Raw genomic sequence first — 26,999 nt, forward strand, 5'->3', positions numbered from 1 at the left:
CTTCGGCTCGCGTCGAGCGCCCGGTCCCCGGAGTCGATCCGCGAGCCCTTCCGCCCCCGCCCACACGCCATGAACGACTCGTTCACCGCGTCCAGCGCGATGAACGACTCTTTCATGACATCCCGGCCGGCCGAGAGCGGAACCCGCGCACGAAAAGGGACCGCTTCCGGCGCCGTTGGCGGAAGCGGTCCCGATGTCCCGGCGGGGGAGGCAGCCGGGAAGCTCAGCCCTGCGACTCCAGTTCTTCGTCCAGCATCGCGAACAGCTCGTCCGCGCCCGCCTCCTCGAGCTCGCGGTCCGCCGGGGAGAACGTCGTCACCAGCTCGCGCAGCCGGGCCACCACCGATACGCGGGAAGACGCGTCCAGCGACCGCAGCTCGGCCTCCAGGTCCGTCAGCCGGACCTCCACCGCCGACGGCGGGTCGGCCAGTCCCGAGCCGAGGAACGAAGCCAGTGCCGAAGCCGACGGGTGGTCGAAGATCAACGTCGCCGGCAAGCGCTGCCCGGACACCGATTCCAGCCGGTTGCGCAGCTCGATCGCCGTCAAGGAGTCGAAGCCCAGCTCGATGAAGCCCTTGCGCGGGTCGACCGCGTCCCGGCGTTCGTGGCCCAGGACCACCGCCGCCGTGCCGCACACCAGGTCCAGCAGGGCACGCTCGCGGTCCGAAGCCGGCAGCGCCACGATCCGGGCCCACGAGTCGTCCGAAGCCTCCGCGCGACGGCGAACACCGCCGCGCACCAGGCCCCGCAGCATCGCCGGGACGCTGTGCGCGTCCGCCCGCAGACCCGACATGTCCAGCCGGACCGGCACCAGCGCCGGCTCCGACGTCCCGAAAGTGGCGTCGAACAACGAAAGCCCGTCGTCGAACGACAAGCCGAACACGCCCGAACGCGCCATCCGGATCAGGTCCGTCTCGGCCAGCTCGTTCGACATGCCGCCCTCGGACCACAGGCCCCACGCCAGCGACACCGCGTGCCGCCCGGTGGCCGCCCGGTGGTGGGCCAGCGCGTCCAGGAAGACGTTCGCCGCCGAGTAGTTCGCCTGGCCGGCCGCGCCGAGCGTGCCGCCCGCCGACGAGTACAGGACGAACGGGATGTCCAGGTCCGCGGTCAGCGAATGCAGGTTCCACGCCGCGTCGACCTTCGGCCGCAGCACCGCGTCCATCCGCTCCGGCGTCAGCGCCAGCAGGACGCCGTCGTCGACGACACCGGCCGTGTGCACGACCGCCGACAGCTCGACCCCGGCCAGCAGCTCGGCCGCGGCGTCCCGGTCGGCGAGGTCGCATGCCTCCAGGGACACCGCCGCTCCCAAGGAAGTCAGCGACGAAACCAGCTCTTCGGCCCCCGGCGCCGCGGCGCCGCGACGGCTCGTCAGCAGCAAGCTCTTGACGCCGTGGTCGGTCACCAGGTGCCGGGCGATCAGCTGCCCGAGCACGCCGGTGCCGCCGGTGACCAGCACCGTTCCGTCCGGGTCCAGGGCAACCTCGTCAACGGAAGGCACGAACTTCGCCAGCCGGTGCACCAGCACCGCGCCGTCGCGCACCGCGACCCCGGGCTCGTCGGCGTACATCGCGCCGAGCACCGCGTCCAGGGGCAGTTCGCCACCGTCGACGTCCACGACCATGAACCGGTCGGGGTACTCGAGCTGCGCCGTCCGGATCACCCCCCACAAAGCGGCGTGCGTCAGGTCCTCGACGCCCTCGTCGGGACGCGTCCCGATCGCCCGCTGGGCCACGACGACCAGCCGCGACGACCCCAAGGTCTCCGCGCCGACCCAAGCCTGGGCCAGCGCCAGCAACCGGTGCGTGGCTTCACGAGCCGCGGCAGGCGACGCGGTCGTGGGCGCCACGAACGGCGCGTACACCACATCGGGAGAAACGCCGTCGGCGACCAGAGTCGGAAGGTCCACATAGGACTTACCCGGCAGCCCGAACCCGGACCCGAGCACCGCGGACGAGACGCCCGAAACCGCGTCACCCGTGAACGGCTGCCACTCGACGCGGAAGAGCGAGTCGTCCACCGCCGAGCGCGTGGCGCGGAACGCGTCGGCCGCGATCGGCCGCAGCGACAGCGATTCGACACTCAGCACCGGCGCGCCGGCGGCGTCCGTCGCGGTCATCGACACGGTGTTCTCGACGTCCGACGAGATCAGCACCCGCAGCTCGGAGGCGCCCGCCGCGTGCAGCGACACGCCCGACCAAGCGAACGGCAGCACCGGCTTGTCCTCGGTCGGCCCGGCGAGGCCGATCGTGTGCAGCGCCGCGTCGAGCAACGCGGGATGGAGGCCGAACGCCGAAGCGTCGGTGTCCTCCGGCAGCGCCACCTCGGCGGCGAGCCGGTCGCCCGCCTGCCACACGCGGCGCAGCCCGGCGAACACCGGGCCGTAGTCGAAGCCCTGCGCGGCCAGCTCGTCGTAGCGGGCGGTCACGTCGATCTCGGTCGCCCCGGCGGGCAGCCACTCGGCCCCCACCGCCGGAGTGGAGACAGCGGCGGACAGCCGGCCGCTGCCGTGCTGCACCCACTCGGAGGCGTCCTCAGCCTGCGAATAGATCGCCAGAGAGCGCTGCTCCGATTCGAGAGCACCGACGACGACCTGCAGCCGGACCGCTCCCTCGGCGGGCACGATCAGCGGCGCGGCCAGGGTCAGCTCGTCGAGCCGTCCGCAGCCGACCTCGTCGCCGGCGCGGATCGCCAGCTCGACGAACGCCGTGCCGGGGAACAGCATCGAGCCCTGCACGACGTGGTCCGCCAGCCACGGCTGCGTGGCAGCCGACAGCCGGCCGGTCAGCACGGCACCGCCCGAATCGGCCGCGACGACGACGGCACCCAGCAGCGGGTGCTCGGCGTCGCGCTGCCCGACCTCGGCGACGCCGCGGACGCGGGCGCCGGTCGGGTTCTCCAGCCAGTAGCGCTTGCGCTGAAACGCGTAGGTAGGCAGTTCGACCGGCGCGCCGCCGGCGTAGAACGCCGGGAAGTCCACAGTGGACCCGGCGACGAACAGCGCGGCCACCGCGGCGGCCGCCGACTCGCCTTCGGGCCGGTCCTTGCGCAGCACCGGGACGAACGCCGCCCGGTCGTCCGCGCCCAGGCACGTCTGGCCCATCGCGGTGAGCACCGCCGACGGCCCGACCTCGACGAACGTCGTGACACCAGCGTCGAGCAGCGTGCGGATGCCGTCGGCGAACCGGACGGCGTCGCGCACCTGGCTCACCCAGTACTCCGGGGAGGTGAGGTCGGCGTCCGGCGAAACGGTCGACACGATCGGGATCGACGGCTCGGAGTAGGTCAGATTGCGGGCGATGAAGGCGAAGTCGGCCAGCATCGGCTCCATCAGAGCCGAGTGGAACGCGTGCGACACCTTCAGCCGCGAAGTCTTCTCGAACTTCGAGGCGACCGCGAGGACCGCCTCCTCGTCACCGGACAGCACGACCGACGCCGGCCCGTTGACGGCGGCGATCGACACGCCGTCGGTCAGCAACGGCAGCACGTCCGCCTCGGCCGCCGCCACGGCGACCATCGCGCCGCCGGTGGGCAGCGCCTGCATCAGCCGCGCCCGAGCTGTCACCAGCGTGCAGGCGTCTTCGAGCGAGAGCACTCCGGCGACGTGCGCCGCGGCCAGCTCGCCGATCGAGTGGCCCAGCAGATAGTCCGGCGTGACGCCCCACGACTCGAGCAGCCGGAACACCGCGACCTCGACGGCGAACAACGCGGGCTGGGTGTACCCGGTGTCGTCGGAGCCCAGCACGGTTCGCAGTGGCACGTCGAGGTGCTTGTCCAGCTCGGCGGCGACGATGTCGAAAGCCTCGCCGAACGCGGGGTACGCCGCCGCCAGCTCCACGCCCATCCCGGCGCGCTGCGCGCCTTGACCGGTGAACAGGAACGCCGTGCGCCCGGGGGAAGCCACCCCCTCGACTACGCCGGCGGGGGTGCGGCCGGCCGCGTACTCGGTCAGCGCGCGGATCGCGGCGACCCGGTCGGCGGCCACGACGCCGGCGCGGTGCTCGGCCTGGGTCCGGGTGGTCGCCAGCGAGAACCCGACGTCCACAGTGGACGCGTCGCCGACGGAGGAAGCGAGCTTGCCCGCCTGTGCCCGCAGCGCTTCCGGGTCGTTGGCGGACAGCAGCCAGGTCACCGGCCCGTCGGCCGAAGAGTGCGCCACCGGGTCGCCCTGCTCGACGATCACGTGCGCGTTGGTCCCGCTGATCCCGAACGACGACACGCCGGCGCGGCGCGGCCGCCCGGTCTCCGGCCACGTCTTCGGCTCGCTGAGCAGCGAAACGGTGTCCGTCCATTCGACGTGCGGCGAGGGCTCGTCGGCGTGCAGAGTGCGCGGGAGGACGCCGCGCCGCAGCGCCTCCACCATCTTGATCACGCCACCGACGCCGGCGGCCGCCTGCGTGTGGCCGACGTTCGACTTGAACGACCCGACGTGCAGCGGCTTCTCGGCCGTGGCCGCCTTGCCGTAGGTGGCGATCAGCGCCTGCGCCTCGATGGGGTCACCCAGCTTGGTGCCGGTGCCGTGCGCTTCGACGGCGTCCACATCGGACAGCTTCAGCCCGGCGTCGGCCAGTGCCGCGCGGATCACCCGCTGCTGCGCGGGTCCGTTCGGGACGGTGATGCCGCTGGACGCGCCGTCGGAGTTGACCGCGCTGCCACGCAGCACCGCGAGGACGTGGTGGCCGTTGCGACGCGCGTCGGAAAGCTTCTCCAGCAACAGCATTCCGGCGCCCTCGGAGCATCCGACGCCGTCGGCGCCACTGCCGAAGGCCTTGCACCGGCCGTCCGGCGCGAGGCCCTGCTGCTCGCTGAAGTAGACGAACATGTCCGGCGTCACCATGACCGTGACGCCGCCGGCCAAGGCCAGCGAGCACTCGCCGCGGCGCAGCGCCTGGGCCGCCCAGTGCAGGGCGACCAGCGACGACGAGCACGCCGTGTCGACCGACACCGACGGGCCTTCCAGCCCGAGGGTGTAGGAGATGCGGCCGGAGATGAGACTGCCGTCGCTGCTGCCGGCGCCGTAGTCGTGGTACATCACGCCGGCGAAGACGCCGGTCTTGCTGCCCCGCAACGTCGACGGCACGATCCCGGCGCGTTCCACGGCCTCCCACGCGGTTTCCAGCACGATCCGCTGCTGCGGGTCGAGCGTGCGGGCCTCCCGCGGGGAGATGCCGAAGAACTCCGGCTCGAAGTCGGCGGCGTCGTAGAGGAAGCCGCCTTCCTTCGAGTACGTCGTGCCGGGCCGGCCGGAGGGGTCGAAGAGCGCCGCTGTGTCCCAGCCGCGGTCCTCGGGGAACTCGCCGACGGCGTCGGTGCCGCCGGCGACGAGGTCCCAGAGCTGCGCCGGCGTGGTGACCCCGCCGGGGTACCGGCAGCCCATCCCGATGATGGCGATCGGCTCGCTCATCGCCGCGGTGAGCTTCTGGTTGTCCGCCTTGAGCCGCTCGTTGTCCATCATGGACTGGCGCAGCGCGGCGACGATCTGCTCGGTGGACGGCTGGCTCACTGGGACTCCTCGGTTTCGGTGCCCGCCATCGCGGACTTGACCAGGTCGGCCAAGTCCATGCCGGCGATGGCGGCCACTTCGTCGGTTCCGTTGGCCGCTGTTGGCACCCCGCCGACAACGGCACTTTCACGTGAAAGTGCGGCTTCGGGCTCGCCGAGCTCCGGCAGCAGCTCGGCCAGCAGGAACCGGGTCAGCGGCAGCGGGCTCGGGTAGTCGAAGATCAGCGTCGCCGGCAGGCGCAGCCCGCAGGCGGCCCCGAGCCGGTTGCGCAGTTCGAGCGCGGCCAGCGAGTCGATGCCGAGGTCGGTGAAGCCCTTCTCGACGCCGACCGCCGAAGCGTCGTCGTAGCCGAGGACGGCCGCCGCGTTCTCGCAAACCAGGTGCAGCAACGCGGTTTCCCGCTCGTCGGCCGACATCCCGGTCAGCTTGTCCGCGAAGCCCGCCGCGGGCGCCGCCGTCGCCGGGCCCGCCGCCGCGGCGGCCCGCCGCGGAGCGGCCGTGACCAGGCCGCGCAGGAGCGGTGCGATCCGGTCGGCTTCCTTCAGGTCGGCCAGTTTCACCGGCACCAGGGTCGGCTCACCGGCCGCCAGTGCGGCGTCGAAGAGCGCGAGACCGTCGGTGACGGCCAGCTCCGCGACCCCGTACCGGGCGACGTGGGTCAGGTCGACGGCGTCGCCGCTGCCCTCCCACGGCCCCCAGGCCAGCGACGTCGCCGGGAGGCCCAGCGCCGCGCGGTGCTCGGCCAGCGCGTCGAGGAAGACGTTGCCCGCCGCGTAGTTCGCCTGTCCGGCGGCGAGCAGCAGGCCGCCCGCCGAGGAGTAGAGGACGAACGCCTTGAGGTCCAGCGACGCGGTCAGCTCGTGCAGGTGCCAGGCGGCGTCGACCTTGGGCCGCAGGACATTCGTGACCTGCGGAGGGGTGAGCGCGGTCAGCACCGCGCTGTCCATCTGCCCGGCGGCGTGCACGACGGCGGTGAGGTCGGGCAGCGACCCGATCAGCTTGGCCAGTTCGTCCCGGTCGGTGACGTCGCAGGCCGCGACGGTCACCGAAGCACCCAGCTCGTCGACCAGCTCGCGAGCACCCGGTGCGTCGAGACCCCGACGGCTGGTGAGCACCAGTTTCCGAGCACCGCGGGCGACGAGGTGCCGGGCCAGGTGGCCGCCGAGCAGGCCGGCGCCACCGGTGATCAGCACCGTGCCGTCCGCGTCCCACTCGACCGGGTCGCCGACCGTGGTGACCTTGGCCAGCCGCGGCACGCGCACTTCACCGACCCGGACGATCGCTTCCGGCTCGCCGGAGGCGACCACCGCGGGCAGGGCTCGCAGCGACTGCGGCAGGTCGTCGACGTCGACCACCTGGACCCGGCCGGGGTTCTCCGCCTGCGCGGCCCGCACCAGGCCCCAGACCGGCGCCTGGGCGAGGTCCGGGGTGCCCGCCACGGCGCCCCGCGTGACGACCAGGAGCTTGCCGTCGGACGGGCCGTCGAGCCAAGACCGCAACTGCGCCAAGGTGTTCTGGACGGTCGCGTGGACCCGGGTGGGCACGTCTCCGTCGGCGGACACCACCGGCAGGACCAGCACATCGGCGGCCACCGGCTCGTCGTGCGTCGGGACGCCGAGGCCGAGGTCGTCGGCGCCGAGCACGGCCCAGCCCTCGAGGGACTTGACCAGGCGGACACCCGCCGCGGGCTGCCAGTCGATCCGGTGGAGTGAGTCGGGCACCTTGGCGCCCAGCTGGCCTTCCGACACCGGCCGCGTCACCAGCGACTCGATCCACGCGACCGGCGTACCGGCCGCGTCGGCGAGGGCCAGCGAAGCGTCCTTGCCCTCCTTGCGGACCCGCACCCGCAGCGTCGTGGCGCCGGAGGCGTGCAGCGAAACCTGGTTCCAGGCGAACGGGATCGTCGTCTCGGTCAGCGCCTTCGGCCCACCCGGAACGAGGAAGTCCGTCGCGCCCAGCGCCGAGTCCAGCAGACCCGGGTGGAGCCCGAAGTCACTCGCCGCGGTGCCCTCGGGCAGCGCCACCTCGGCGAACACCTCACCCTCGCGCAGCCAGACCGCGCGCAGGTTGCGGAACACCGGGCCGTAGCCGAAGCCGAGGCCCGCCAGGTCGTCGTACAGCCCGGTGAGGTCGACGGCTTCGGCGCCCTCGGGCGGCCACGCCGTCAGGTCGAACTCCGCCGGCTGGGCACCCGTGGCGAGCGTGCCGGCCGCGTGCTGCGTCCACCCGCTCTCGATACGGGAATGCACCGACAGGTCGCGACGGCCGTCCGCACCGGGAGCGCCGACGACGACGCGGAGGTCGACGCCACCCTCCTCGGGCAGCAGCAGTGGCGCCTGCTGGGTCAGCTCCTCCAGGAGGTCGCAGTCGACCTGGTCCCCGGCGTGCAGGGCCAGCTCGACGTACGCCGTGCCCGGCAGCATCGTCCGGCCCAGCACCACGTGGTCGGCCAGCCAGGTCTGCTTGTCGACCGCGAGCCGGCCGGTGAGGACCGCGCCGCCGTCGGGCAGCTCCACCAGCGCGCCCAGCAACGGGTGCGCGGCCGACTTGGCGCCGAGCGAGCCGACGTCGCCCGCGGGCTTCGTCGCGTTGAGCCAATACTCCTTGTTCTGGAACGCGTAGGTCGGCAGGTCCACAGTGGACGCACCGCGACCGGCGAACAGGGCCCGCCAGTCGATCTTGGCGCCTCGCGAGTAGACCGTGCCCAATGCGGTGAACAGCGTCTGCACCTCGTCGCGGCCCCGGCGCAGGGCGGGCACGCCCACGACGCGGTCGGGCCGGTCGGCGACGGAGGTGTCGCACTCGCGGGCCATGCCGGTCAGGACGGCGTCCGGGCCCAGCTCGACGAACCGGGTGACGCCGGCCGAGAGCAGCGTGCCGACGCCGTCGGCGAAGCGCACGGCCTCCCGGACGTGGTTCACCCAGTACTCCGGCGAGCAGAGCTGCTCGGCGGTGGCGATCCGGCCGGTCACGTTGGAGACGACCGGGATGCCCGGGGCGTGGTAGGTCAGCTTCTCCGCCACCACGGCGAAGTCGGCCAGCATCGGCTCCATCAGCGCGGAGTGGAAGGCGTGCGAGACGACCAGCTGCTTCACGCGCCGGCCGGCCTCCTTGAAGACCGCCATCGCGGCCTTCACCGCGTCCTCGGGACCGGAGATGACCACCGACCGCGGGCCGTTGACCGCCGCGACGTCGACCCCGGCCGGGAGCGCGGCGCGCACCTCGTCCTCGGTGGCCGCGATCGCCGCCATCGCTCCCCCGGCGGGAAGCGCCTGCATCAGCCGGCCGCGAGCCGCGACCAGGGCGCAGGCGTCGGCCAGCGAGAGGACTCCGGCGACATGCGCCGCGGCCAGCTCGCCGATCGAGTGCCCGGCGACGTAGTCGGGCGTGAGGCCCCACGACTCGACCAGGCGGTAGAGCGCGACCTCGATCGCGAACAGCGCGCACTGCGTGTACGCCGTCTGGTTCAGCAGTTCGTTGCCTTCCCAGATGACGTCCTTGAGCGGGACCTCGGTGTCGAAGAGGCCGCAGGCCTCGTCGAACGCGCCGGCGAAGACCGGGAAGGCCTCGTACAGCTCGCGGCCCATGCCCGGCTGCTGGGCGCCCTGGCCGGTGAAGAGGAACGCGGTCAGGTCGGCCGCGCTGGTCGTGCCGGTCACCGTGCCCGCCGGGGTCCCGCCGGTGGCGAGCCCGTCGAGGGCCTTCAACGCGGCGTCGCGGTTGCCCGCCAAGACCACCGAACGGTGGTCGAGCGCGGCCCGGCCGGTCGCCAGTGAGTAGCCGACGTCGGTCAGGTCCAGCTCCGGGTTCGACCGGATCCACGCCGCCAGTCGGGCCGCCTGGTCGGCGAGCGCCGCGGCCGTGGTCCCGGCGATCGGCAGCGGCACCGTCGGCAGCGCCGGCGCGGTCCGCCGCGGACGTTCCACAGTGGACGGCGGAGCCTCTTCGATGATGATGTGCGCGTTCGTCCCGCTGATGCCGAAGGACGAGACACCCGCGCGGCGCGGGCGGCCGTTCGGCAGCCACGGCCGGGCCTCGCTCAGCAGCTCGATGTCGCCGGTGGTCCAGTCGACGACCGGGGACGGCGCGTCGATGTGCAGCGACTTCGGCAGCATGTTGTGCCGCAGGGCCTGGACGACCTTGATCACGCCCGCCGCGCCGCCGGAAGCCTGCGCGTGGCCGATGTTGGACTTCACCGAGCCCAGGTACAGCGGCCGCCCGTCCGGCCGGTCCTGGCCGTAGGTGGCCAGCAGCGCCTGCGCCTCGATCGGGTCACCCAGCTTGGTGCCCGAACCGTGCGCCTCGACGGCGTCCACTTCGGACGGAGTCAGGCCGCCCGCCGCGAGGGCCGCGTGGATGACGCGTTCCTGCGACGGCCCGTTCGGCGCGGTGAGGCCGTTCGACGCGCCGTCCTGGTTGACGGCGCTGGAGCGGACCACCGCGAGGACCTCGTGCCCGTTGCGCTGGGCGTCGGACAGCCGCTCCAGCAGGAGCAGGCCCGCGCCTTCGGCCCAGCCGACGCCGTCGGAGGCCGCGGAGAACGACTTCGACCGGCCGTTGGGCGAGAGCACGCCCTGACGGCTGGAGTCGACGAACAGGTCCGGCTGCGAAAGCAGCGTGACGCCGCCCGCGAGCGCCAGCCCGCACTCCCCCGCCCGCAGCGCCTGCACCGCGAGGTGCAGCGTGACCAGCGAAGACGAGCACGCGGTGTCGACCGTCATGCACGGGCCTTCCAGCCCCAGCAGGTAGGAGATGCGGCCGGAGACGACCGCGCCCGAGCTGCCGTTGGGGATGTAGGCGGCGACGTCGAGCGGTGCGCCGGGGACGCGGCTGCCGTAGTCGTCGTACATGGCGCCGGTGAAGACGCCGGTCATGCTGCCGCGCAGCGCGGTCGGGTCGATGCCGGCCCGCTCGATGGCCTCCCACGCCGTCTCCAGCAGAAGCCGCTGCTGCGGGTCCATGGCCAGCGCCTCGCGCGGGCCGATGCCGAAGAACGCCGGGTCGAACAAGGTGCCTTCGTGGAGGAAGCCGCCTTCGCGGGCGTAGGTCTTGCCCCGCTTGCCGCGCTCGGGGTCGTAGATGCTGTCGATGTCCCAGCCGCGGTTGGCCGGGAACTCCGACACGGCGTCGACCTCGTCGACGAGCAGCTGCCAGAGGTCCTCCGGCGACCGGACGCCACCGGGGTACCGGCAGGCCATGCCGACGATCGCGATCGGTTCCTGCATCGACGCGTTCGTCCGGGTCGTCGTGGCCGGGACCTTCGCGACCGCGCCGAGGAGCTTGCCCTTGACGAAGTCCGCCACCGCCTTGGCGGTCGGGTGGTCGAAGATCAGCGTCGCCGGCAGGGTCAGGCCGGTCGCGGTGCCGAGCAGGTTGCGCAGCTCGACCGCGGCGAGCGAGTCGAAGCCGAGCTCCTTGAACGCCCGTGCGCCGTCCACTTCGGACTTGTCGGCGTAGCCGAGCACGGTGGCCACCTGCGTGCGGACGATGTCCAGCAGCACGCGGTCGCGCTCGTTGTCGGCCAGCGCGGCCAGTTCCGCGGCCAGTGCGTTGTCGGCCGCCTTCGCCGCCTTGGCGGTCCGGCGAGCCTTCGGCGGGACGAACCCGCGCAGCAACGCGGGCAGGTCGTCGGTGCGGGCCCGCAGGGCCGCGACGTCGACCCGCAGCGGGGCGATCACGGCGTCGGCGGTGGCGGTCGCCGCGTCGAACAGCGCGAGCCCCTGCTCCGCGGTGACCGCGGGCAGGCCGAGCCGCGCCATCCGGGCGAGGTCCGCCTCGGCCAGCTCGCCGCCGAGGCCGGTGTTCTCGGCCCACAGCCCCCACGCGAGCGCCGTCGCCGGCTGACCGGCGGCCTGGCGGTGCGCGGCGAGGCCGTCGAGGAACGCGTTGGCGGCGGCGTAGTTCGCCTGGCCCGCGGGCAGCACCTGGCCGCCGGCGGAGGAGAACATCACGAACGCGGCCAGGTCGTGGGTCAGTTCGTGCAGGTGCCAGGCGGCGTCGACCTTGGCCCGCAGGACCGCGTCGAGCCGGTCGGCGGTCAGCGAGTCGAAGACGCCGCTGTCGGCGGTACCGGCCGCGTGCACCACGGCGGTGAGGTCGTCGATCGCGCCGAGGACGTTCTCGACCTGGGCGCGCTCGGTGACGTCGCACGCGGCGACCCGCACCCGGGCCCCGAGGTCGGTGAGGTCCTCGACGAGCTGCTCGGCGCCCGGCGCGCCGAGCCCGCGGCGGCTGGTGAGCACCAGGGAGGTGACGCCGTGCTCGGCCACCAGGTAGCGGGCCAGCAGGCTGCCCAGCCCGCCGGTGCCGCCGGTGATCAGCACGGTGCCAGTACCCCACGGGGAAGCGTCGCCGGCCTCGGTCTTGACGTACCGCGGCACGACGACCACGCCGTCGCGAATCGCGGCCTCCGGCTCCCCGGAGGCGACGACCGCCGCGATGGTCCCCGCTGTCGCATCGGCATCGGCGTCGACCACGAACACCCGGCCCGGGTGCTCCGCCTGCGCCCCGCGCGCCAGGCCCCACAACAGGCCCTGCGTGACGTCCACAGCAGACTCCCCGGCCGGGACCGCGTCCTGCGTCACGACCGCCAGCTTCGTGGCGGCGAACCGCGAGTCGGCCAGCCAGGCCTGGAGTTCGGCGAGCAGCCAGGCGGCGTTCGCCCGGGCCGTCTCCGGGACGTCGCCGGTGCGCTCGGGCACGCTCAGCGTGAGCACGCCCGGCACCGGCTCGCCGCGGTCGACGGCGCCGAGCAGGTCGGCGAAGTCGGCGTAGGTGGCGGCCACCCCGACCCGGCCGCGGCCCACGGCCACGACCTCCGCGTCGGACTGCGGCACGGACACCGGCTGCCAGGCGATCTTCAGCAGCGATCCGTCCACTTCGGACGAGGCGGTCAGCTCTCGGCGGACCGGACGGGAGACCAGCGAGTCGATGGTCGCGACCGGACGCCCTTCGCTGTCGGCCACCTCGATGGCCGACACCTCGTCGCCGTTCAGCCGCTCGATCCGCACCCGCAGCACCGAAGCGCCGGCGGCGTGCAGCGTGACGCCGTTCCAGACGAAGGGCAGCAGCGTCGCGCCGCCCGGGTCGCCCAGGAGGTCGGCGTGCATCGCGATGTCGAGCAACGCCGGGTGCAGGCCGTACCGGCTCGCCGTCGACGCCGCCGGTTCCGGCAGCGCGACCTCGGCGAACACCTCGGTGCCCCGCTTCCAGGCGGCCTTGAGGCCCTGGAACGACGGGCCGTAGCCGTACCCGCGCTCTTCGAGCAGGTCGTAGGCACCCTCGACCACGATGGGGGTCGCCCCGGCGGGCGGCCATTCGGTGAGCCCGGCGGGCTCGGGCCGCGGTGCCGCGGACAGCGTGCCGATCGCGTGCTGCGTCCACTCGTCGCCGTCGACCGGCCGGGAGAAGACCGTGATCGGGCGGCGGTCGCCGTCGGCGGGGCCGACCACGACCTGCAGCGCGACAGCGCCGTCCGGCGGCAGGACGAGCGGCGCCTGCAGCGTCAGCTCTTCGACCGTCGAGTGCGCGACCTGGTCGCCCGCCGCGATGGCGAGCTCGACGAACCCGGTGCCGGGCACCAGGATCGCGCCCTTGACGACGTGGTCGGCCACCCACGGCACCGACCCGGCCGACAGCCGGCCGGTGAGCACCGTGGTGTCCGAACCGGACAGCGGCACGACCGCGCCGAGCATCGGGTGCGGCAGCGGCTGCTGGCCGACGGCCGTCACGTCCCCGGACGGGGTCGCGTCGAGCCAGTAGCGCTTGTGCTGGAAGGCGTACGTCGGCAGGTCGAGCCGGATCGGGCCGTCGCCGAGCACCTTGCCCAGGCCGGCGGCACCACGGGCGTGGAGCCGGCCGAGCGCGGCCAGCGCGGTGCGGACCTCGTCGCGGTCGCGACGGCCGAACGGGACGAACGCGGCGTCCGGGTCGATCTGGCGGCCGAGCGCGGTCAGCACGCTGTCCGGCCCCAGCTCGAGGAACGTCCGCACGCCGTCGGCGGCCAGCGCGGCCACCGCGTCCCCGAAGCGGACGGCTTCGCGGACGTGCGTGACCCAGTACTCGGGCGAGGTCAGGTCCGCGTCCGGCGAGACCGTGGAGAAGATCGGGATCTTCGGCTCGTGGAACGTCAGCCCGGCGGCGATCTCGCGGAACTCGTCGAGCATCGGCGTCATCAGCGGCGAGTGGAACGCGTGGCTGACGCGCAGCCGCCGCGTCCGGACGTCGGTGGCGCGCTCGATGCGGGACACGACGTCGGCGGTGCCGGAGATGACGACCGACGCGGGGCCGTTGACGGCGGCGATGCTGACGTCGTCCTCGTGCCCGCGGATCAGCTCCCGCGCGGCCTCTTCGGTGGTGACCAGGGAGACCATCGCGCCCGGCGGCGTGCTCAGCGCCCCCATCAGGCGGCCGCGGGCCGCGACCAGTTTCGCCGCGTCGGCAAGGGAAAGCACCCCGGCGACGTGCGCCGCGGCCAGCTCGCCGATCGAGTGGCCGGCGAGGGCGTCGGGGACGATCCCCCACGACTCGGCGAGCCGGAAGAGCGCGACCTCGACCGCGAACAACGCGGTCTGCGTGTACTGCGTCTGGTCCAGGAGGCCGCGGTCGGCGAGCGCGGTCGTGCCGAAGACGACGTCGCGCAGCGGGATGTCCAGCAGCGGGTCGATCGCGGCGCAGACGGCGTCGAAGGCGTCGGCGAAGACCGGGTAGGCCGCCGACAGCTCGGCGCCCATCCCCACCCGCTGCGCACCCTGCCCGGAGAACAGGAACGCCAGCTTGCCTTCGGTGACGGCCTCGCTGCCCTGCTCGCCGGCGGCCACTGCGTCGAGGCCGGCGGCCAGCTCGGCCGTGGTCTCGGCGACGACCACCGCGCGGTGCTCCAGCGCGGCGCGGGTCGAAACGAGTGACCGCGCCAGCTCGGCGACGCGCACGTCGTCGTGGTCGGCGAGGTACTCGCGCAGGCGGGCGGCCTGGCCGCGCACGGCGGCCGCGGACCGGCCGGACAGCGCGACCGGCACGACGGCCTCGGGCTGCGGTTCGGCGGGCTGCTCGGTGCCAACCGGGGCCTGCTCGATGATCACGTGGGCGTTGGTGCCGCTGATGCCGAACGACGAGACCGCCGCGCGGCGCGGGTGCCCGTTGGGCGACCAGTCCTGCGCCTCGGTGAGCAGGCGTACCGCACCGGTGTCCCAATCGACCACAGTGGACGGACGGTCGACGTGCAGGGTCCGCGGCAGCTGCTCGTTGCGCAGCGCCATGACCATCTTGATGATGCCGGCGACGCCGGCCGCGGCCTGGGTGTGGCCGATGTTGGACTTGATCGAGCCCAGCCACAGGGGCTGGTCCTCGGCCCGGTCCTGCCCGTAGGTCGCCAGCAGCGCCTGCGCCTCGATCGGGTCGCCCAGCGTGGTGCCGGTGCCGTGGCCCTCGACGGCGTCCACTTCGGACGGCTGGAGACCCGCGTCGGCCAGTGCCTTCGCGATCACGCGCTGCTGCGACGGGCCGTTCGGGGCGGTGAGGCCGTTGGACGCGCCGTCGTGGTTGACCGCGGAACCCTTGAGCAGCGCGAGGACCGGGTGGCCGTTGCGCTGGGCGTCCGAGAGCCGCTCGACGAGCAGCATGCCCGCGCCCTCGCCCCAGCCGGTGCCGTCGGCCGCGTCGGCGAACGAGCGGCAGCGGCCGTCGGCGGACAGGCCGCGCTGGCGGCTGAAGTCGACGAACGTGTCCGGAGTGGACATCACGGTGACACCACCGGCCAGGGCCAGCGTGCACTCGCCGCGGCGCAGCGCCTGGACCGCCCAGTGCAGGGCGACCAGCGAAGACGAGCAAGCCGTGTCGACGGTGACCGTCGGGCCCTCCAGGCCGAGCGCGTAGGACACGCGACCGGAGACGACGCTGGCGAGGCTGCCATTGCCGAGGTAGCCCGCGATGTCGTCGGACACCGTGCCGAGGCGGGTGCCCCAGTCGTGGTACATGACACCGGCGAACACGCCGGTCGCGCTGCCGCGCAGCGAAACCGGGTCGATGCCGGCCCGTTCGAACGCCTCCCAGGACACTTCCAGCAGCAGCCGCTGCTGCGGGTCCATCGCGGCCGCCTCGCGCGGGCTGATCTCGAAGAAGTCGGCGTCGAACTCGGCGGCGTCGTGCAGGAACGCGCCGTGCTTGACGTAGGAGTGGCCGGGCTTGCCGGGCTCGGGGTCGTAGAGCGAGTCGACGTTCCAGCCGCGGTCGGCCGGGAACGGCGTGAGCGCCTCCTGCCCGCCCGCGACGAGCCGCCACAGGTCTTCCGGTGTCGCGACGCCGCCGGGGTAGCGGCAGGCGATGCCGACGATGGCGATCGGCTCCTCCGGGTCGGCCGTGGTCACCGGCGCGACCGGCTTGACCGGGGCCAGGCCGCCGAGCCGCGTGACGAGGTACTCGGCCAGCGCGCGCGGGGTCGGGTGGTCGAAGACGAGCGTGGCGGGCAGCCGCATGCCGGTGACGGAGTCGAGGATGTTGCGCAGCTCGACCGCGGCGAGCGAGTCGAAGCCGATCTCGCCGAACGGGCGGGCCGGGCTGATCGCGCTCGGGCCGTCGTGGCCGAGCACCGCCGCGACGTGCGTGCGGACCAGGTCGAGCATCGCGCGGTCGCGGTCGGCCTCCGACAGCGAGGCGAACCGCTCGGCGAACTGCCGCTCCGGCGTCAGCTCGCCCGCGGCCGCGGCGATGCGGCGCCGGTTCGCCGGGACGAGGCCGCGCAGCAGCGCCGGGACGTCGTCGCGGTTGCCCAGGGCGGCGCGGTCGACGCGGGTCGGCACGACATTGGCCGTCCCCGAAGCGATCGCGGCGTCCAGCGCGGCCAGGCTTTCGGCCGCGGTCAGCGGGGCGAGGCCCAGCCGGCCGATCCGGCTCAGGTCCTTTTCGGACAGTCCGGCGCTCATGCCGAGCGCGGCGCCGTCGTCGGTCCACAGCCCCCAGGCGAGCGACGTCGCCGGCAGGCCCTGCTCACGCCGGTGCTCGGCGAGCGCGTCGAGGAAGGTGTTGCCCGCGGCGTAGTTCGCCTGGCCCGCACCGTCGACCAGGCCGGCCGAGGAGGAGAACAGGACGAACGCGGCCAGGTCCGACGTCAGCTCGTGCAGGGCCCAGGCGGCGTCGACCTTCGGCGCGAGGACGGTGTCGAGCCGCTCTTCGGTGAGCGAGGCGAGCAAGGCGTCGTCGAGGACACCGGCGGTGTGGACGACGGCGGTGAGCGGCCGCTCGATCTTCTTCAGCGCGGCCGACAGCGACCGCTTCTTCGTGACGTCGCAGGCGATGACCTGCACCGTCGCGTTCGCCTCCAGTTCAGCGACCAGCTCGGCCGCGCCCGGGGCGTCGCTTCCGCGGCGGCTGAGCAGCACCAGGTGCCGGACGTCGTGTGTGGTGACGAGGTGGCGCGCGACCTGCGCGCCGAGGCCACCGGTGCCGCCGGTGACCAGCACGGTGCCGCCTGCCTGCCAGGCCGGTGCGTCGGTGTGCAGGCGGACGAGCCGCGACGCCAGCACCCGGTCGCCGTCGACGCGCAGCTCCGGCTCGCCGGACGCGAGCGCGGTGGCCAGCGTCGCGGCGGTGGTCTCGCCTTCGACGAGGACGATCCGGCCCGGCTGCTCGGCCTGCGCCGAGCGCACCAGCCCGCGCACGACGGAGTCGGCGAGCGAGCCGGGCGTCCGGAGCACGAGCTTGGCCGAAGCGAAGCGCTCGTCGGCGACGAACTCCTGGAGGATGGCGAGCACGCGGTGGGCGACCTGCTTGGCCGCCGCCGGAACGCTCCGGCCCTTCGCGGCGACCGGCACGACGATCGTGTCCGGCACCTCGGTCAGCTCGGCCAGGTCGGTGACCTCGGCGATCGAGAGCTTCGCGTCCGAAGCGGCGACCGGCGTCCACTCGACGGTGTGCAGCAGGTCCTGGGCGCGGGGGCCCAGGTCGGCGCCGCTGACCGGGCGACTGCGGAACGACTCCACCGACAGCACCGGCGCACCCGCCGTGTCGGTGACGTCGATGGAGACACCGCCGGTGGCGGGCGAGGTGATCCGCACCCGCGCCTCGGCCGCGCCGGAGGCGTGCAGCCGCACGCCGGTCCACGCGAACGGCAGGCGGATCTCGCCGGGTTCCCGGGCCTCGCCCGGGGCGAAGTCGGTGGCGTGCAGGACGGCGTCGAGCAGCGCCGGGTGGATGCCGAAGGAGTCGTCCCGCTCGGGCAGAGCCACCTCGGCGTACACGACGTCATCGCGCTTCCACGCCGTGCGCAGGCCCCGGAACAGCGGGCCGTAGCCGTAACCCTGCGCGGCCAGCTCGTCGTACAGCTCGCTCGTCGCGACGACCTCGGCGCCGGACGGCGGCCACGCGGTCAGCGAAGCGGGCTCGCCGGCGGCGGCCTCGGCCAGCACGCCGGTGGCGTGCCGGGTCCAGGCGACGTCCTGCTCGGCGCGCGAGTAGAACTCGATGGTGCGGCGGCCGTCCTCGACCGGGCCGACCACGGCCTGCACCTCGACGCCGCGGCCTTCCGGGACGGCCAAGGGAGCCTGCAGGGTCAGCTCGTCGACGACGTCGCAGCCCGCGCGCTCGGCGGCGTGCAGGGCCATCTCGACGAACGCGGTGCCGGGCAGCAGGGCCGTGCCGGCGATCGCGTGGTCCGCGAGCCACGGGTGCGAGCGCAGGCCGACGCGGCCGGTCAGCACCAGGCCGTCATGGTCGGCCAGGCCGATCTCGGCGGCGAGCAGCGGGTGGCCGGAGGCGAGCTGGCCGAAGTCGGCCGCGTCGCCGCGGCCGGGCGCGGTGAGCCAGAAGTGCTTGCGCTGGAAGGCGTACGTCGGCAGGTCGACCACGCGGGCCGGGCCGAAGACGGCCGTCCAGTCGACCGGGACGCCGCGGGTGTGCAGCCGCCCGAGCGCGCCGGCCAGGGCCGGGACCTCGGCGTGGCCGCGGCGCTGCGCGGGCAGGAACGCGATGTCCGAGCCGTGCGGGCCGGTGGCGGCGAGCGCCGCGAGGACGGCGTCCGGGCCGACCTCGACGGCGGTGGTGACGCCGGCCGCGACGAGCGCGGCCACGCCGTCGGCGAACCGGACCGCGCGCCGCACGTGGTAGAGCCAGTAGCCGGGCGAGCACAGCTCTTCGGGCGTCGCCTGACGGCCGGTGACGTTCGAGATCACCGGGACCGACGGCGGCGAGAACTCGACGACCTCCAGGACCTCCCGGAACTCGGCGAGCATCGGCTCCATCAGCGGCGAGTGGAACGCGTGCGACACGCGCAGCTCGCTCGTCTTGCGGCCCTGCAGGCGGAACACATCGGCGACGGCGTCGACCTCGGCGCGCTCACCGGACACGACGACCGCTGCGGGACCGTTGATCGCGGCGATGCTGACGCCGTCGGTGAGCAGCGGGCCGACTTCGTCCTCGGTCGCGGCGATCGCGACCATGGCTCCGCCCTCGGGCAGCGCCTGCATGAGCCGGCCGCGCGCGGCGACGACCAGGCAAGCGTCCTCAAGGGACCAGACGCCGGCGATGTGCGCGGCGGCCAGCTCGCCGATCGAGTGGCCGAGCAGGACGTCCGGCTTGACGCCCCACGACTCCAGCAGCCGCGCGAGCGCGACCTCGATCGCGAACAGCGCGCACTGCGCGTACTGGGTGCCGTTCAGGTCCTCGGCGTCGTCGCCGAAGAGGACGTCCCGCAGCGGGCGGTCCAGCTGGACGTCGAGGTGGTCGACGGCCTCGTCGAAGACCTCGGCGAACACCGGGTACGCGAGGTACAGCTCCTTGCCCATGGCGAGCCGCTGCGAACCCTGGCCGGTGAACAGCATCGCGAGCCTGCCCGGCGTGCGGGTGCCGGTCACGACGGCGGCGTCCGGCTCACCCGCGGCGAGCGCGCGCAGGCCGCGGACGGCGTCTTCGGTGCTCTCGGCGACGACGACCGCGCGGTGGTCGTGCGCGGCGCGCGTGCCGGCCAGGGAGAAACCGACCTCGGTCAGGTCGGCCGACTCCACAGTGGACACGAGCTTCTCCGCCTGCGCCCGCAGGGCTTCCGCACTGCGCGCGGAGACGACGAGCGGGACGACCGGCAGCGGCTCGGTGGTGCCGTCCTCGCCGGCGGTCGCGGGCGCCTGCTCGATGATGACGTGGGCGTTGGTGCCGCTGACCCCGAACGACGAGACACCGGCGCGGCGCGGACGCCCGACCTCCGGCCACTCGCGGGCCTCGGTGAGCAGCTCGACCGCACCCGCGGTCCAGTCGACGTGCGGGGTCGGCGCGTCGACGTGCAGGGTCTTGGGCAGCCGGCCGTGGCGGATCGCCTCGACCATCTTGATCACGCCGGCCACGCCGGCCGCGGCCTGGGTGTGGCCGATGTTGGACTTGATCGACCCGAGCAGCAGCGGCGTCTCGCGCTCCTGGCCGTAGGCGGCGAGCAGAGCCTGCGCCTCGATCGGGTCGCCGAGCCGGGTGCCGGTGCCGTGCGCCTCGACGGCGTCCACTTCGGACGCCGTGAGCCCGGCGTCGGCGAGCGCGCGGTGGATCACGCGCTGCTGCGACGGGCCGTTGGGCGCGGTGAGGCCGTTGGACGCGCCATCGGAGTTGATCGCGGTGCCGCGGACGACGGCGAGCACGGCGTGGCCGTTCGCGACCGCGTCGGACAGCCGCTCCAGGACCAGGACGCCGACACCTTCGGCGAAGCCGGTGCCGTCCGCGCCCGCGGCGAACGCCTTGCAGCGGCCGTCTTCGGCGAGGCCGCGCTGGCGGCTGAACGCGGTGAACGTGCCCGGGCCGCCCATGACGGCGACACCGCCGGCGAGCGCGAGCTGCGTCTCGCCGCGGCGCAGGGCCTGCACGGCGAGGTGCAGGGCGACGAGCGAGCCGGAGCACGCGGTGTCGACGGTCAGCGTCGGGCCTTCGAGGCCGAGCGCGTAGGCGACGCGGCCGGAGACGACGCTGGGCGCGTTGCCGGTGAGCAGGTAACCGTCGAGGCCGTCCGGGGCCTCGTGCAGGCGCGGGCCGTACTCCTGGGCCTCGGCGCCGATGAAGACGCCGGCGGGCGTGCCGCGCAGCGTCGTCGGGTCGATCTTGGCGCGCTCCAAGGCTTCCCACGCCGTCTCGAGGACCAGGCGCTGCTGCGGGTCCATCGCGGACGCCTCGCGCGGGGCGATGCCGAAGAAGTCCGCGTCGAACTCGCCGGCGTCGGGCAGGAAGCCGCCGGAGGTGACGTAGCTGCTGCCCGGGCGGTCGGGGTCCGGGTCGTAGAGACCGTCGAGGTCCCAGCCGCGGTCGGTCGGGAACCCGGTGATGGTGTGCACCTCTTGCTCGACCAGCCGCCAGAGGTCCTCGGGCGACGCGGTCCCGCCGGGGTACCGGCAGCCGATGCCGACGATCACGACCGGCTCGTCGGCTTCGGCCTTCGTGTATCCACTGTGGACGATTTCGGCCCCGAACACCGCGGCGTGCAGGAAGCGCGCGACGGCGGCCGGGGTCGGGTGGTCGAAGGCCAGGGTGACCGGCAGGTCGAGCCCGGTGGCCTCGGTGAGCCGCGCGTGCAGCTCCACCGCCGCCAGCGAGTCGAACCCGTGGTCGGAGAACGCCTTTTCCGGGTCGAGCACCGCCGGGACGTCCGGGCGCGCCGCCAGCAGCGCGGCCCGGGTGGCGTCGTGGACGACGTCGGCCAGGAATGCCGCGCGGTCACCGGCGGGCAGTTCGGTCAGCCGCTCCGCGAACCCGGACGCCCGATTCGATTCGGTCTCAAACTCACGCATTCCGCACTCCACCGCTGTAGCAAGCCAGCACTCATGGTCGTCTTGATCGATCGTAGGTCGGCGCGCACCGCGGCCGGATCCCCTGAAAAGCCTTCTAGGGGCGGCAAACGCAGCGGTCCATTCGCCGCGCCCGCCCGCCTGGTCTCACCAGGCGATGCGCAGGAGCGAAGGCCCGCGCACGATCACGCCGTACTCCCACTTCACGCCCTCGCGGCCGTCCGCGAACCGCAGGTCCGGGAACCGCTCCAGGATCGCCTTCAACGCTTCCTGCAACTCCAACCGCGCCAGCTGCGCGCCGATGCAGTGGTGCGGGCCGTGCCCGAAGGCCACGTGCGGGTTCGGCTTGCGCGTCAGGTCGATGCGGTCCGGGTCGGCGAAGACCTCCGGGTCGCGGTTGGCCGCGTGCAGCGCCGGCAGCACCGGGTCGCCCGCGCGCACCACGACGTCGCCGAAGCGGATGTCCTCGGTCGCGTAGCGGGCGAACATCGCCGCGGTGTTGATCGGGACGTACCGCAGCAGTTCCTCGATCGCCGTCGGCATCAGGTCCGGGTCCGCGCGCAGCTGCGCCAGGAGTTCCGGCTGCGTCAGCAAAGTGAAGACGAAGCTCGGCAACGCCGTCGACACCGTCTCGACGCCGCCGGTGAGCAGACCCGCGCCGGCGATCGAGATCAGCTCGTTCTCGGTCAGCTTGTCTCCCGCGTCACGCGCGTAGACGAGCGCGCCGAGCAGGTCGTCGGTCGGCTCCTCGCGGCGCTGGGCCACCAGCCCAGCGACGTAGTTGTCGAGCTGGTCGCCGTAGACGTCCAGCACGTCACCCTTGGCCGTTGCGTCGCTGACCAGCGCCTGGGTCCACTCGCGGAAGATCTTGTGGTCCTCCTGCGGCACGCCGAGCAGGTCGCAGATGACGGTGACCGGCAGCGGCCGCGCCAGCTCCTCGACGAGGTCCGCGCTGTCGCCGTGCGCCTGCATGTCGTCGAGCAGGCGGTTGACCAGGTCCTTGACGCCGTCGCGCATCTGCTCCAGCCGACGCGCGGTGAACGCCTTCGAAACCAGGCGGCGCAGGCGGGAGTGGTCCGGCGGGTCCATCCCCATGATGCCGTCGCCCATCTGCTGGCGGCGCATCCGCGGCTGGTCGAGGCCCTGCGCGAGCTCCCGGCTGAACCGCGGGTCGGTCGTCACCAGCTTGACGTCGGCGTACTTCGTCGCCAGCCAGGCCGGTTCGCCGAAGGGCATCTGCACCCGGCTCATCGGCTCCTCGCGCTGCAGGATGTGGTACTGCTCGGAAACGGAGATCTCGTGCATGTCGAACGGATACGCACGGACTGTCCGGCGTGAACTCGTCACGACTCGCCCCCAATCGCTCTCATCGGTTGTTCCAGCGCCTCGGCGTCGAAGGCGTTCTGGACGTGGGAAAGCGCCGACATCAGCGTCGACGACGTGATCCGGTCGGCGTGGCGGCGTTCCACCACGCGGTGCAGCGGCAGCGACCCGAGCTCCGACCAGCCGAGCCTGCCCGCCGGGTCGAGGAAGCTGCGCGCCTGCCCGGCGTTGTCCGGGTGCAGGCAGTACGGGACGTCGAGCAGGCCGCGCTTGAACGCGACCACGATCGCGCGGCCGAGGTCGGCGTGGCTGTTCAGCACGGCGTCGACGAGCGCGTACGCCTCGCGGTAGACCTGGTTGTCAGCATCCACTGTGGACTTCTCGGTGACGGCCCGCGCCGCCGCGCCCGCGTGCTCCAGCGCCGCGACGTTCTCCGCGACGGTCGGGATCCGGTGCGCCTCCGCGGTCGTCTTGACGATCAGCCGTTCCGACCCGGTCGTCACGGCCAGCTCGGCCGCCCGGCCCAGCAGGCTCCGCGCGCCGTCGGAGGTCCGCGGGAACAGGCCCATGTAGGCGTAGATCACGACGTGCCAGGTGGCGTCGGGCAGCAGCTCGGCGCACAGCCGGCGCAGCGCGGACACCGCTTCCTGGTCCTGCGCCATGTTCGTCTGCTGCGCGTAGCTCACCGAAATGCTGCGCACGCCCTTGCGGTAGAAGAACAACGCCTCCAGCACCGACAGCGCCACCAGCTCGCTCGGCGGGCACAGCTGGCCCATCATGCAGCCGCCGAACGTCTCCAGGTGCGGCCGGCCGGCCGGGTGCTCGGCGTCCAGGAGCAGGTCGCAGCAGTGCGCCCAGTTGCGCACGGACTCGTCGAGCGGTGTGCGGCTGTAGGGCAGGCAGTAGGACACCGGGCCACCCTCGGTGGCGTGCAGGCCGGCGGCGATCATGGCGCGGAAGATGTCCGCGGGCCGCGCCGAGCCGTGGCGCACCTGCACCGGGAAGCCCGGACCCTCGAGGCCGTCGAGCATGCCGCGCGTGACTTCGGGCGGGTGGTTGACGATCGGGTAACCGTTGAGCGCGATCCCGTTGCTCAGCGCGTGCGCCACCGAAGCGGTGTCGCAGACGCGGGTGTAGCTGTCGAGCGTGACGGTACCGACGGTCGCGGCGGCCGCGTTCTTGGTCGCGGCCAGCCCGGCGCGCATGACGGCCGGGTCCGCGAACCCCATCCGGGGCTGGACCACCAGTTCGCCCGCGGCGTGCCGTCGCGCGACGAACTCTTCGAAGCTCACGCCTCCACCTGGGTCACACCGGCCGACAGGGTGGCGGCGAACCGGCGGAAGGAACCCGCGCCCTGCTGGTCGTCGAACACCGCGTCGAACCCGGCGAGCAGCAGCTGCGCGGTTTCTTCCGCGGTGAGCGCCCCGCCGACGCCGAGCTTGCCGCCGATCACCACCGGCAGCCTGCGCAGCTCCGGGAGAGCGCGGATCCGCTGGATCACGCGCAGGCCGTCCTGGTGGCCGTGGCCGTTGACGCTGCTCAGCACGAGCATCGCCGGGCGGCGGCTCAGGCACTCCGACTCCAGCAGCTCGTCGGGCACGCACGCGCCGAGGTTGACGACGTCGAAGCCGAGCTCGCCGACGAGCAGCTCCAGGTAGACCAGGTTCCAGGTGTGGGAGTCCGACGCCATGCTGCTGACGATCACCGTCCGCCGCGGCGGCTCGGTGACGATCCCGGTTCCGTAGGCCCGCAGTTCTTCGGTCATGGCGAAACCTCGTACACACGCTGGTAGTCCAACCGCGACACCGACAGGACCTTGTCGCCGCGAACCACGACTTCCGCCGGCGTCGGCCGGCCGAGGAAGCTGATCAGGCTGGCGGTGACGCCGTAGGCGCCGACGTTCGGCACGGTGACGACGTCGCCGGAAGCCAGCTCGGGCAGCTTCGCCGCTTTGGCCAGCGAGTCGCCGGGAGTACACAGTGGACCGACGAGGCTGCCGACGACGTCGCCGGTCTCCTCGACGCCGACGGCCGCGGGCAGCAGCCGGCCGATCCCGGACAGGCCGCCGACGACGTTGATCCCGGCGTCCAGCACGACGAACCGGCTGCCGCGGCTGTCCTTGACGTTGACCACGCCGGCCAGCAGCGAACCGCAGCTGCCGGACAGGTAGCGGCCGGACTCGCAGGCCAGCTCGATCCCGCCGTCCCGCCACTCGGGCAGGTGCAGGTTGAGCAGCGTTTCCAGGCCGGCGCGCAGCTTCGGGTAGTCGGTGCGCGGGCCGGGCACCGCGTACGGCGAGGAGAAGCCGCCGCCGATGTCCAGGACCTCCAGCGGCAGGCCGACTTCGTCGCGCAGCCGCGCGGCCGAGGTGAGCACGAACTCGTACTCGCCGAGCAGGGCGTCCTCGTCCTGGGCGTTGCTCATGGTGAAGAAGTGCGCGCCGACGACCCGCGTGCCCGGCACCTTTTTGAGGACGGGCATGAGGTCGGGCAGTGTCTCGGCGTCGATGCCGAACTGCGACGGGCGGCCCATCATCCGGATGCCGGTGCCGCCGCTGCTCGCGGTGGTGTTGATGCGCAGCAGCGCGGACGCGGTGACGCCCTGGTTTTCGGCCGCCACGCCGACGTGCTGCAGGTCGGTCAGCGACTCGACGGAGAACAGCCGGACCCCGGCCGCGAGCGCGTGTTCCAGCTCCTCGTTCGTCTTGCCCGGTCCGGTGTAGAGGATGCCGGCCGGGTCGAACCCGGCTTCGAGGGCGTTCACCAGCTCACCGGTCGAGCTGATCTCCGCGCGGCAGCCGCCGCGGCGCAGCTCACGCCCGATTTCGGGGTGGGGATTGGACTTCAGCGCGTAGAACAGCTGGAATCCTTCGGGCAGCAGGCCGAAGAGCTGGTCCCGCGACTCAGCGACGACGTCGAGGTCGTACACGTAGGCGGGCGTGCCGTACTTCGCGGCGATGCCGTCGTACTTGCTCATGCGCGGGCCCCCTCAACCAGCTGCGCGAGTTCCTTGGTGGCGTTCTTGCCGTGCGCCGTGAGCGGGAACTCCTCGACGACGTGGCACAGCGACGGGACCTTCTGCGGTTCGAGGCGCTTGGCCAGCTCGCGCAGCACGGTCGTGGGCGGCAGGTCGGTCTCGACGCAGATGGCGAGGTCCCGCGTCCCGCTCGGCGGGATCGCGCCCGCCGCGCGGACACCGGGGATGTCCATCGCCGCGGCTTCGATCTCCAAAGTGGACATCCGGATGCCCTTGCGCTTGAACATGTCGTCGCGGCGGCCCTCGAAGTAGAGGTAGCCGTCGGCGTCGAGGCGGCCGTAGTCGCCGGTGTGCAGGCGCAGCTCGCCGGTGGTCTCGTCGCGGCGGAAGGCGCGCGCGGAGATCTCCGGGGCCCGCCAGTAGCCGGGCATGACGTGCGGGCCGGCGGCGACGATCTCGCCGATGTCCCCGGCGGGCAGCTCGGTCCCGTCGGCGGCGAGGATCAGCACGGACGTGCCGGGCAGAGGCAGCCCGGACGAACCGGGGCGCTCAGCGTCCTCGTCCGGGGGCATGATCGTGATCCGCTTGCACTCGGTCTGGCCGAACTGGCGGACGACCTTGACGCCGGGGAACGCTTCGCGTAGCTGCGCGATGGTGGCGTCGGGCAGGGCCGCGCCGGTGTTGGTGAACAGCCGCACGGGCGCCGGCGGTTCGGTGTCGCGTGCGGCGAGCGTGGCGATCATGGTGGCCAGCGACGGGACGATCGGCACGACGGTGGCGCCGACCTCGCGCATCCGCCGCAGCAGCCGCAGGTCCGACTCGGCGTCGGCGAGCACGATCTCGCTGCGGCCGAGCGTGCTCAGCAGCACCTTGTAGAGGCCGTAGTCCCAGGACATCGGGAACCGGCAGAAGACGACGTCGTCCCGGCGGTAGCCGAGGACCGCCTGGATGGCGCGGGAGGCGAAGGTGACCTGGCGGTGCGGGCCGATCACGCCCTTCGGCGCGGCGGTGCTGCCGGAGGTGTAGACGAGGACGGCGATGTCGTCTTCTTCTGTTGCCACGTCGTCGACGCGGTGCCCGTGTGCCGCCTCGACTTCCGTCCAAAAGGGACCGAAGTTCTCCGGCGTGAGCACGAGTACGGGTTCGGCGTTGGCCACGACGGAGTCGAAGTGGAACTTCTTCATGGCCGGGTTGATCGGCACGAAGACCGCCCCACGGCGCGAAGTCCCGTAGAAGAGCGCGACGAGTGCCCGATCGGTGGGCAGCTGCACGACGACGCGGTCGCCGTGCCCGACACCGCGCCGGGCGAGCACCACGGCGACGGCGTGGCTCCACGCCTCGAGCTCGCCGTAGGTCCAGGCACCGGCACGGTCCCGGACGGCCGACGCCCCGGCCGCATCGGCCGCCGCGGCGTCGAGCAGAGAATGGACCAGAGAATCGTTCACGACTGC

At 73.3% G+C, this 26,999-nt stretch carries 7 protein-coding genes; all 7 read right to left on the reverse strand.

From position 1 onward, the window contains the following. Positions 1–223 precede the first annotated feature (223 nt). Positions 224–5,503: a type I polyketide synthase gene (locus ABFJ78_RS31950; protein WP_436390318.1), complete on the reverse strand. Its 5,280-nt coding sequence runs from the start codon at positions 5,501–5,503 to the stop codon at positions 224–226. Continuing rightward, positions 5,500–21,252: an SDR family NAD(P)-dependent oxidoreductase gene (locus ABFJ78_RS31955; protein ID WP_436390320.1), complete on the reverse strand. Its 15,753-nt coding sequence runs from the start codon at positions 21,250–21,252 to the stop codon at positions 5,500–5,502. Before ABFJ78_RS31955 ends, ABFJ78_RS31950 begins: the two co-directional genes overlap by 4 nt. Positions 21,253–21,396: 144 nt before the next feature. Next, positions 21,397–22,554: a cytochrome P450 gene (locus ABFJ78_RS31960; protein WP_436390322.1), complete on the reverse strand. Its 1,158-nt coding sequence runs from the start codon at positions 22,552–22,554 to the stop codon at positions 21,397–21,399. Between the two features lie 38 nt (positions 22,555–22,592). Next, complete coding sequence (locus ABFJ78_RS31965; RefSeq protein ID WP_436390324.1) at positions 22,593–23,864, reverse strand: methylaspartate mutase; 1,272 nt, start codon at positions 23,862–23,864, stop codon at positions 22,593–22,595. After that, a complete protein-coding gene (locus ABFJ78_RS31970; RefSeq protein WP_436390325.1) occupies positions 23,861–24,337 on the reverse strand; it encodes a cobalamin B12-binding domain-containing protein in 477 nt (158 codons plus the stop codon). Before ABFJ78_RS31970 ends, ABFJ78_RS31965 begins: the two co-directional genes overlap by 4 nt. Continuing rightward, complete coding sequence (locus tag ABFJ78_RS31975; protein ID WP_436390327.1) at positions 24,334–25,548, reverse strand: type III PLP-dependent enzyme; 1,215 nt, start codon at positions 25,546–25,548, stop codon at positions 24,334–24,336. Before ABFJ78_RS31975 ends, ABFJ78_RS31970 begins: the two co-directional genes overlap by 4 nt. After that, positions 25,545–26,993, reverse strand: coding sequence for an AMP-binding protein (locus ABFJ78_RS31980; RefSeq protein WP_436390329.1), 1,449 nt, complete (start codon positions 26,991–26,993; stop codon positions 25,545–25,547). Before ABFJ78_RS31980 ends, ABFJ78_RS31975 begins: the two co-directional genes overlap by 4 nt. Positions 26,994–26,999 lie beyond the last annotated feature (6 nt).

Source organism: Amycolatopsis sp. MEPSY49 (assembly GCF_051337345.1).
Taxonomy (GTDB): domain Bacteria; phylum Actinomycetota; class Actinomycetes; order Mycobacteriales; family Pseudonocardiaceae; genus Amycolatopsis.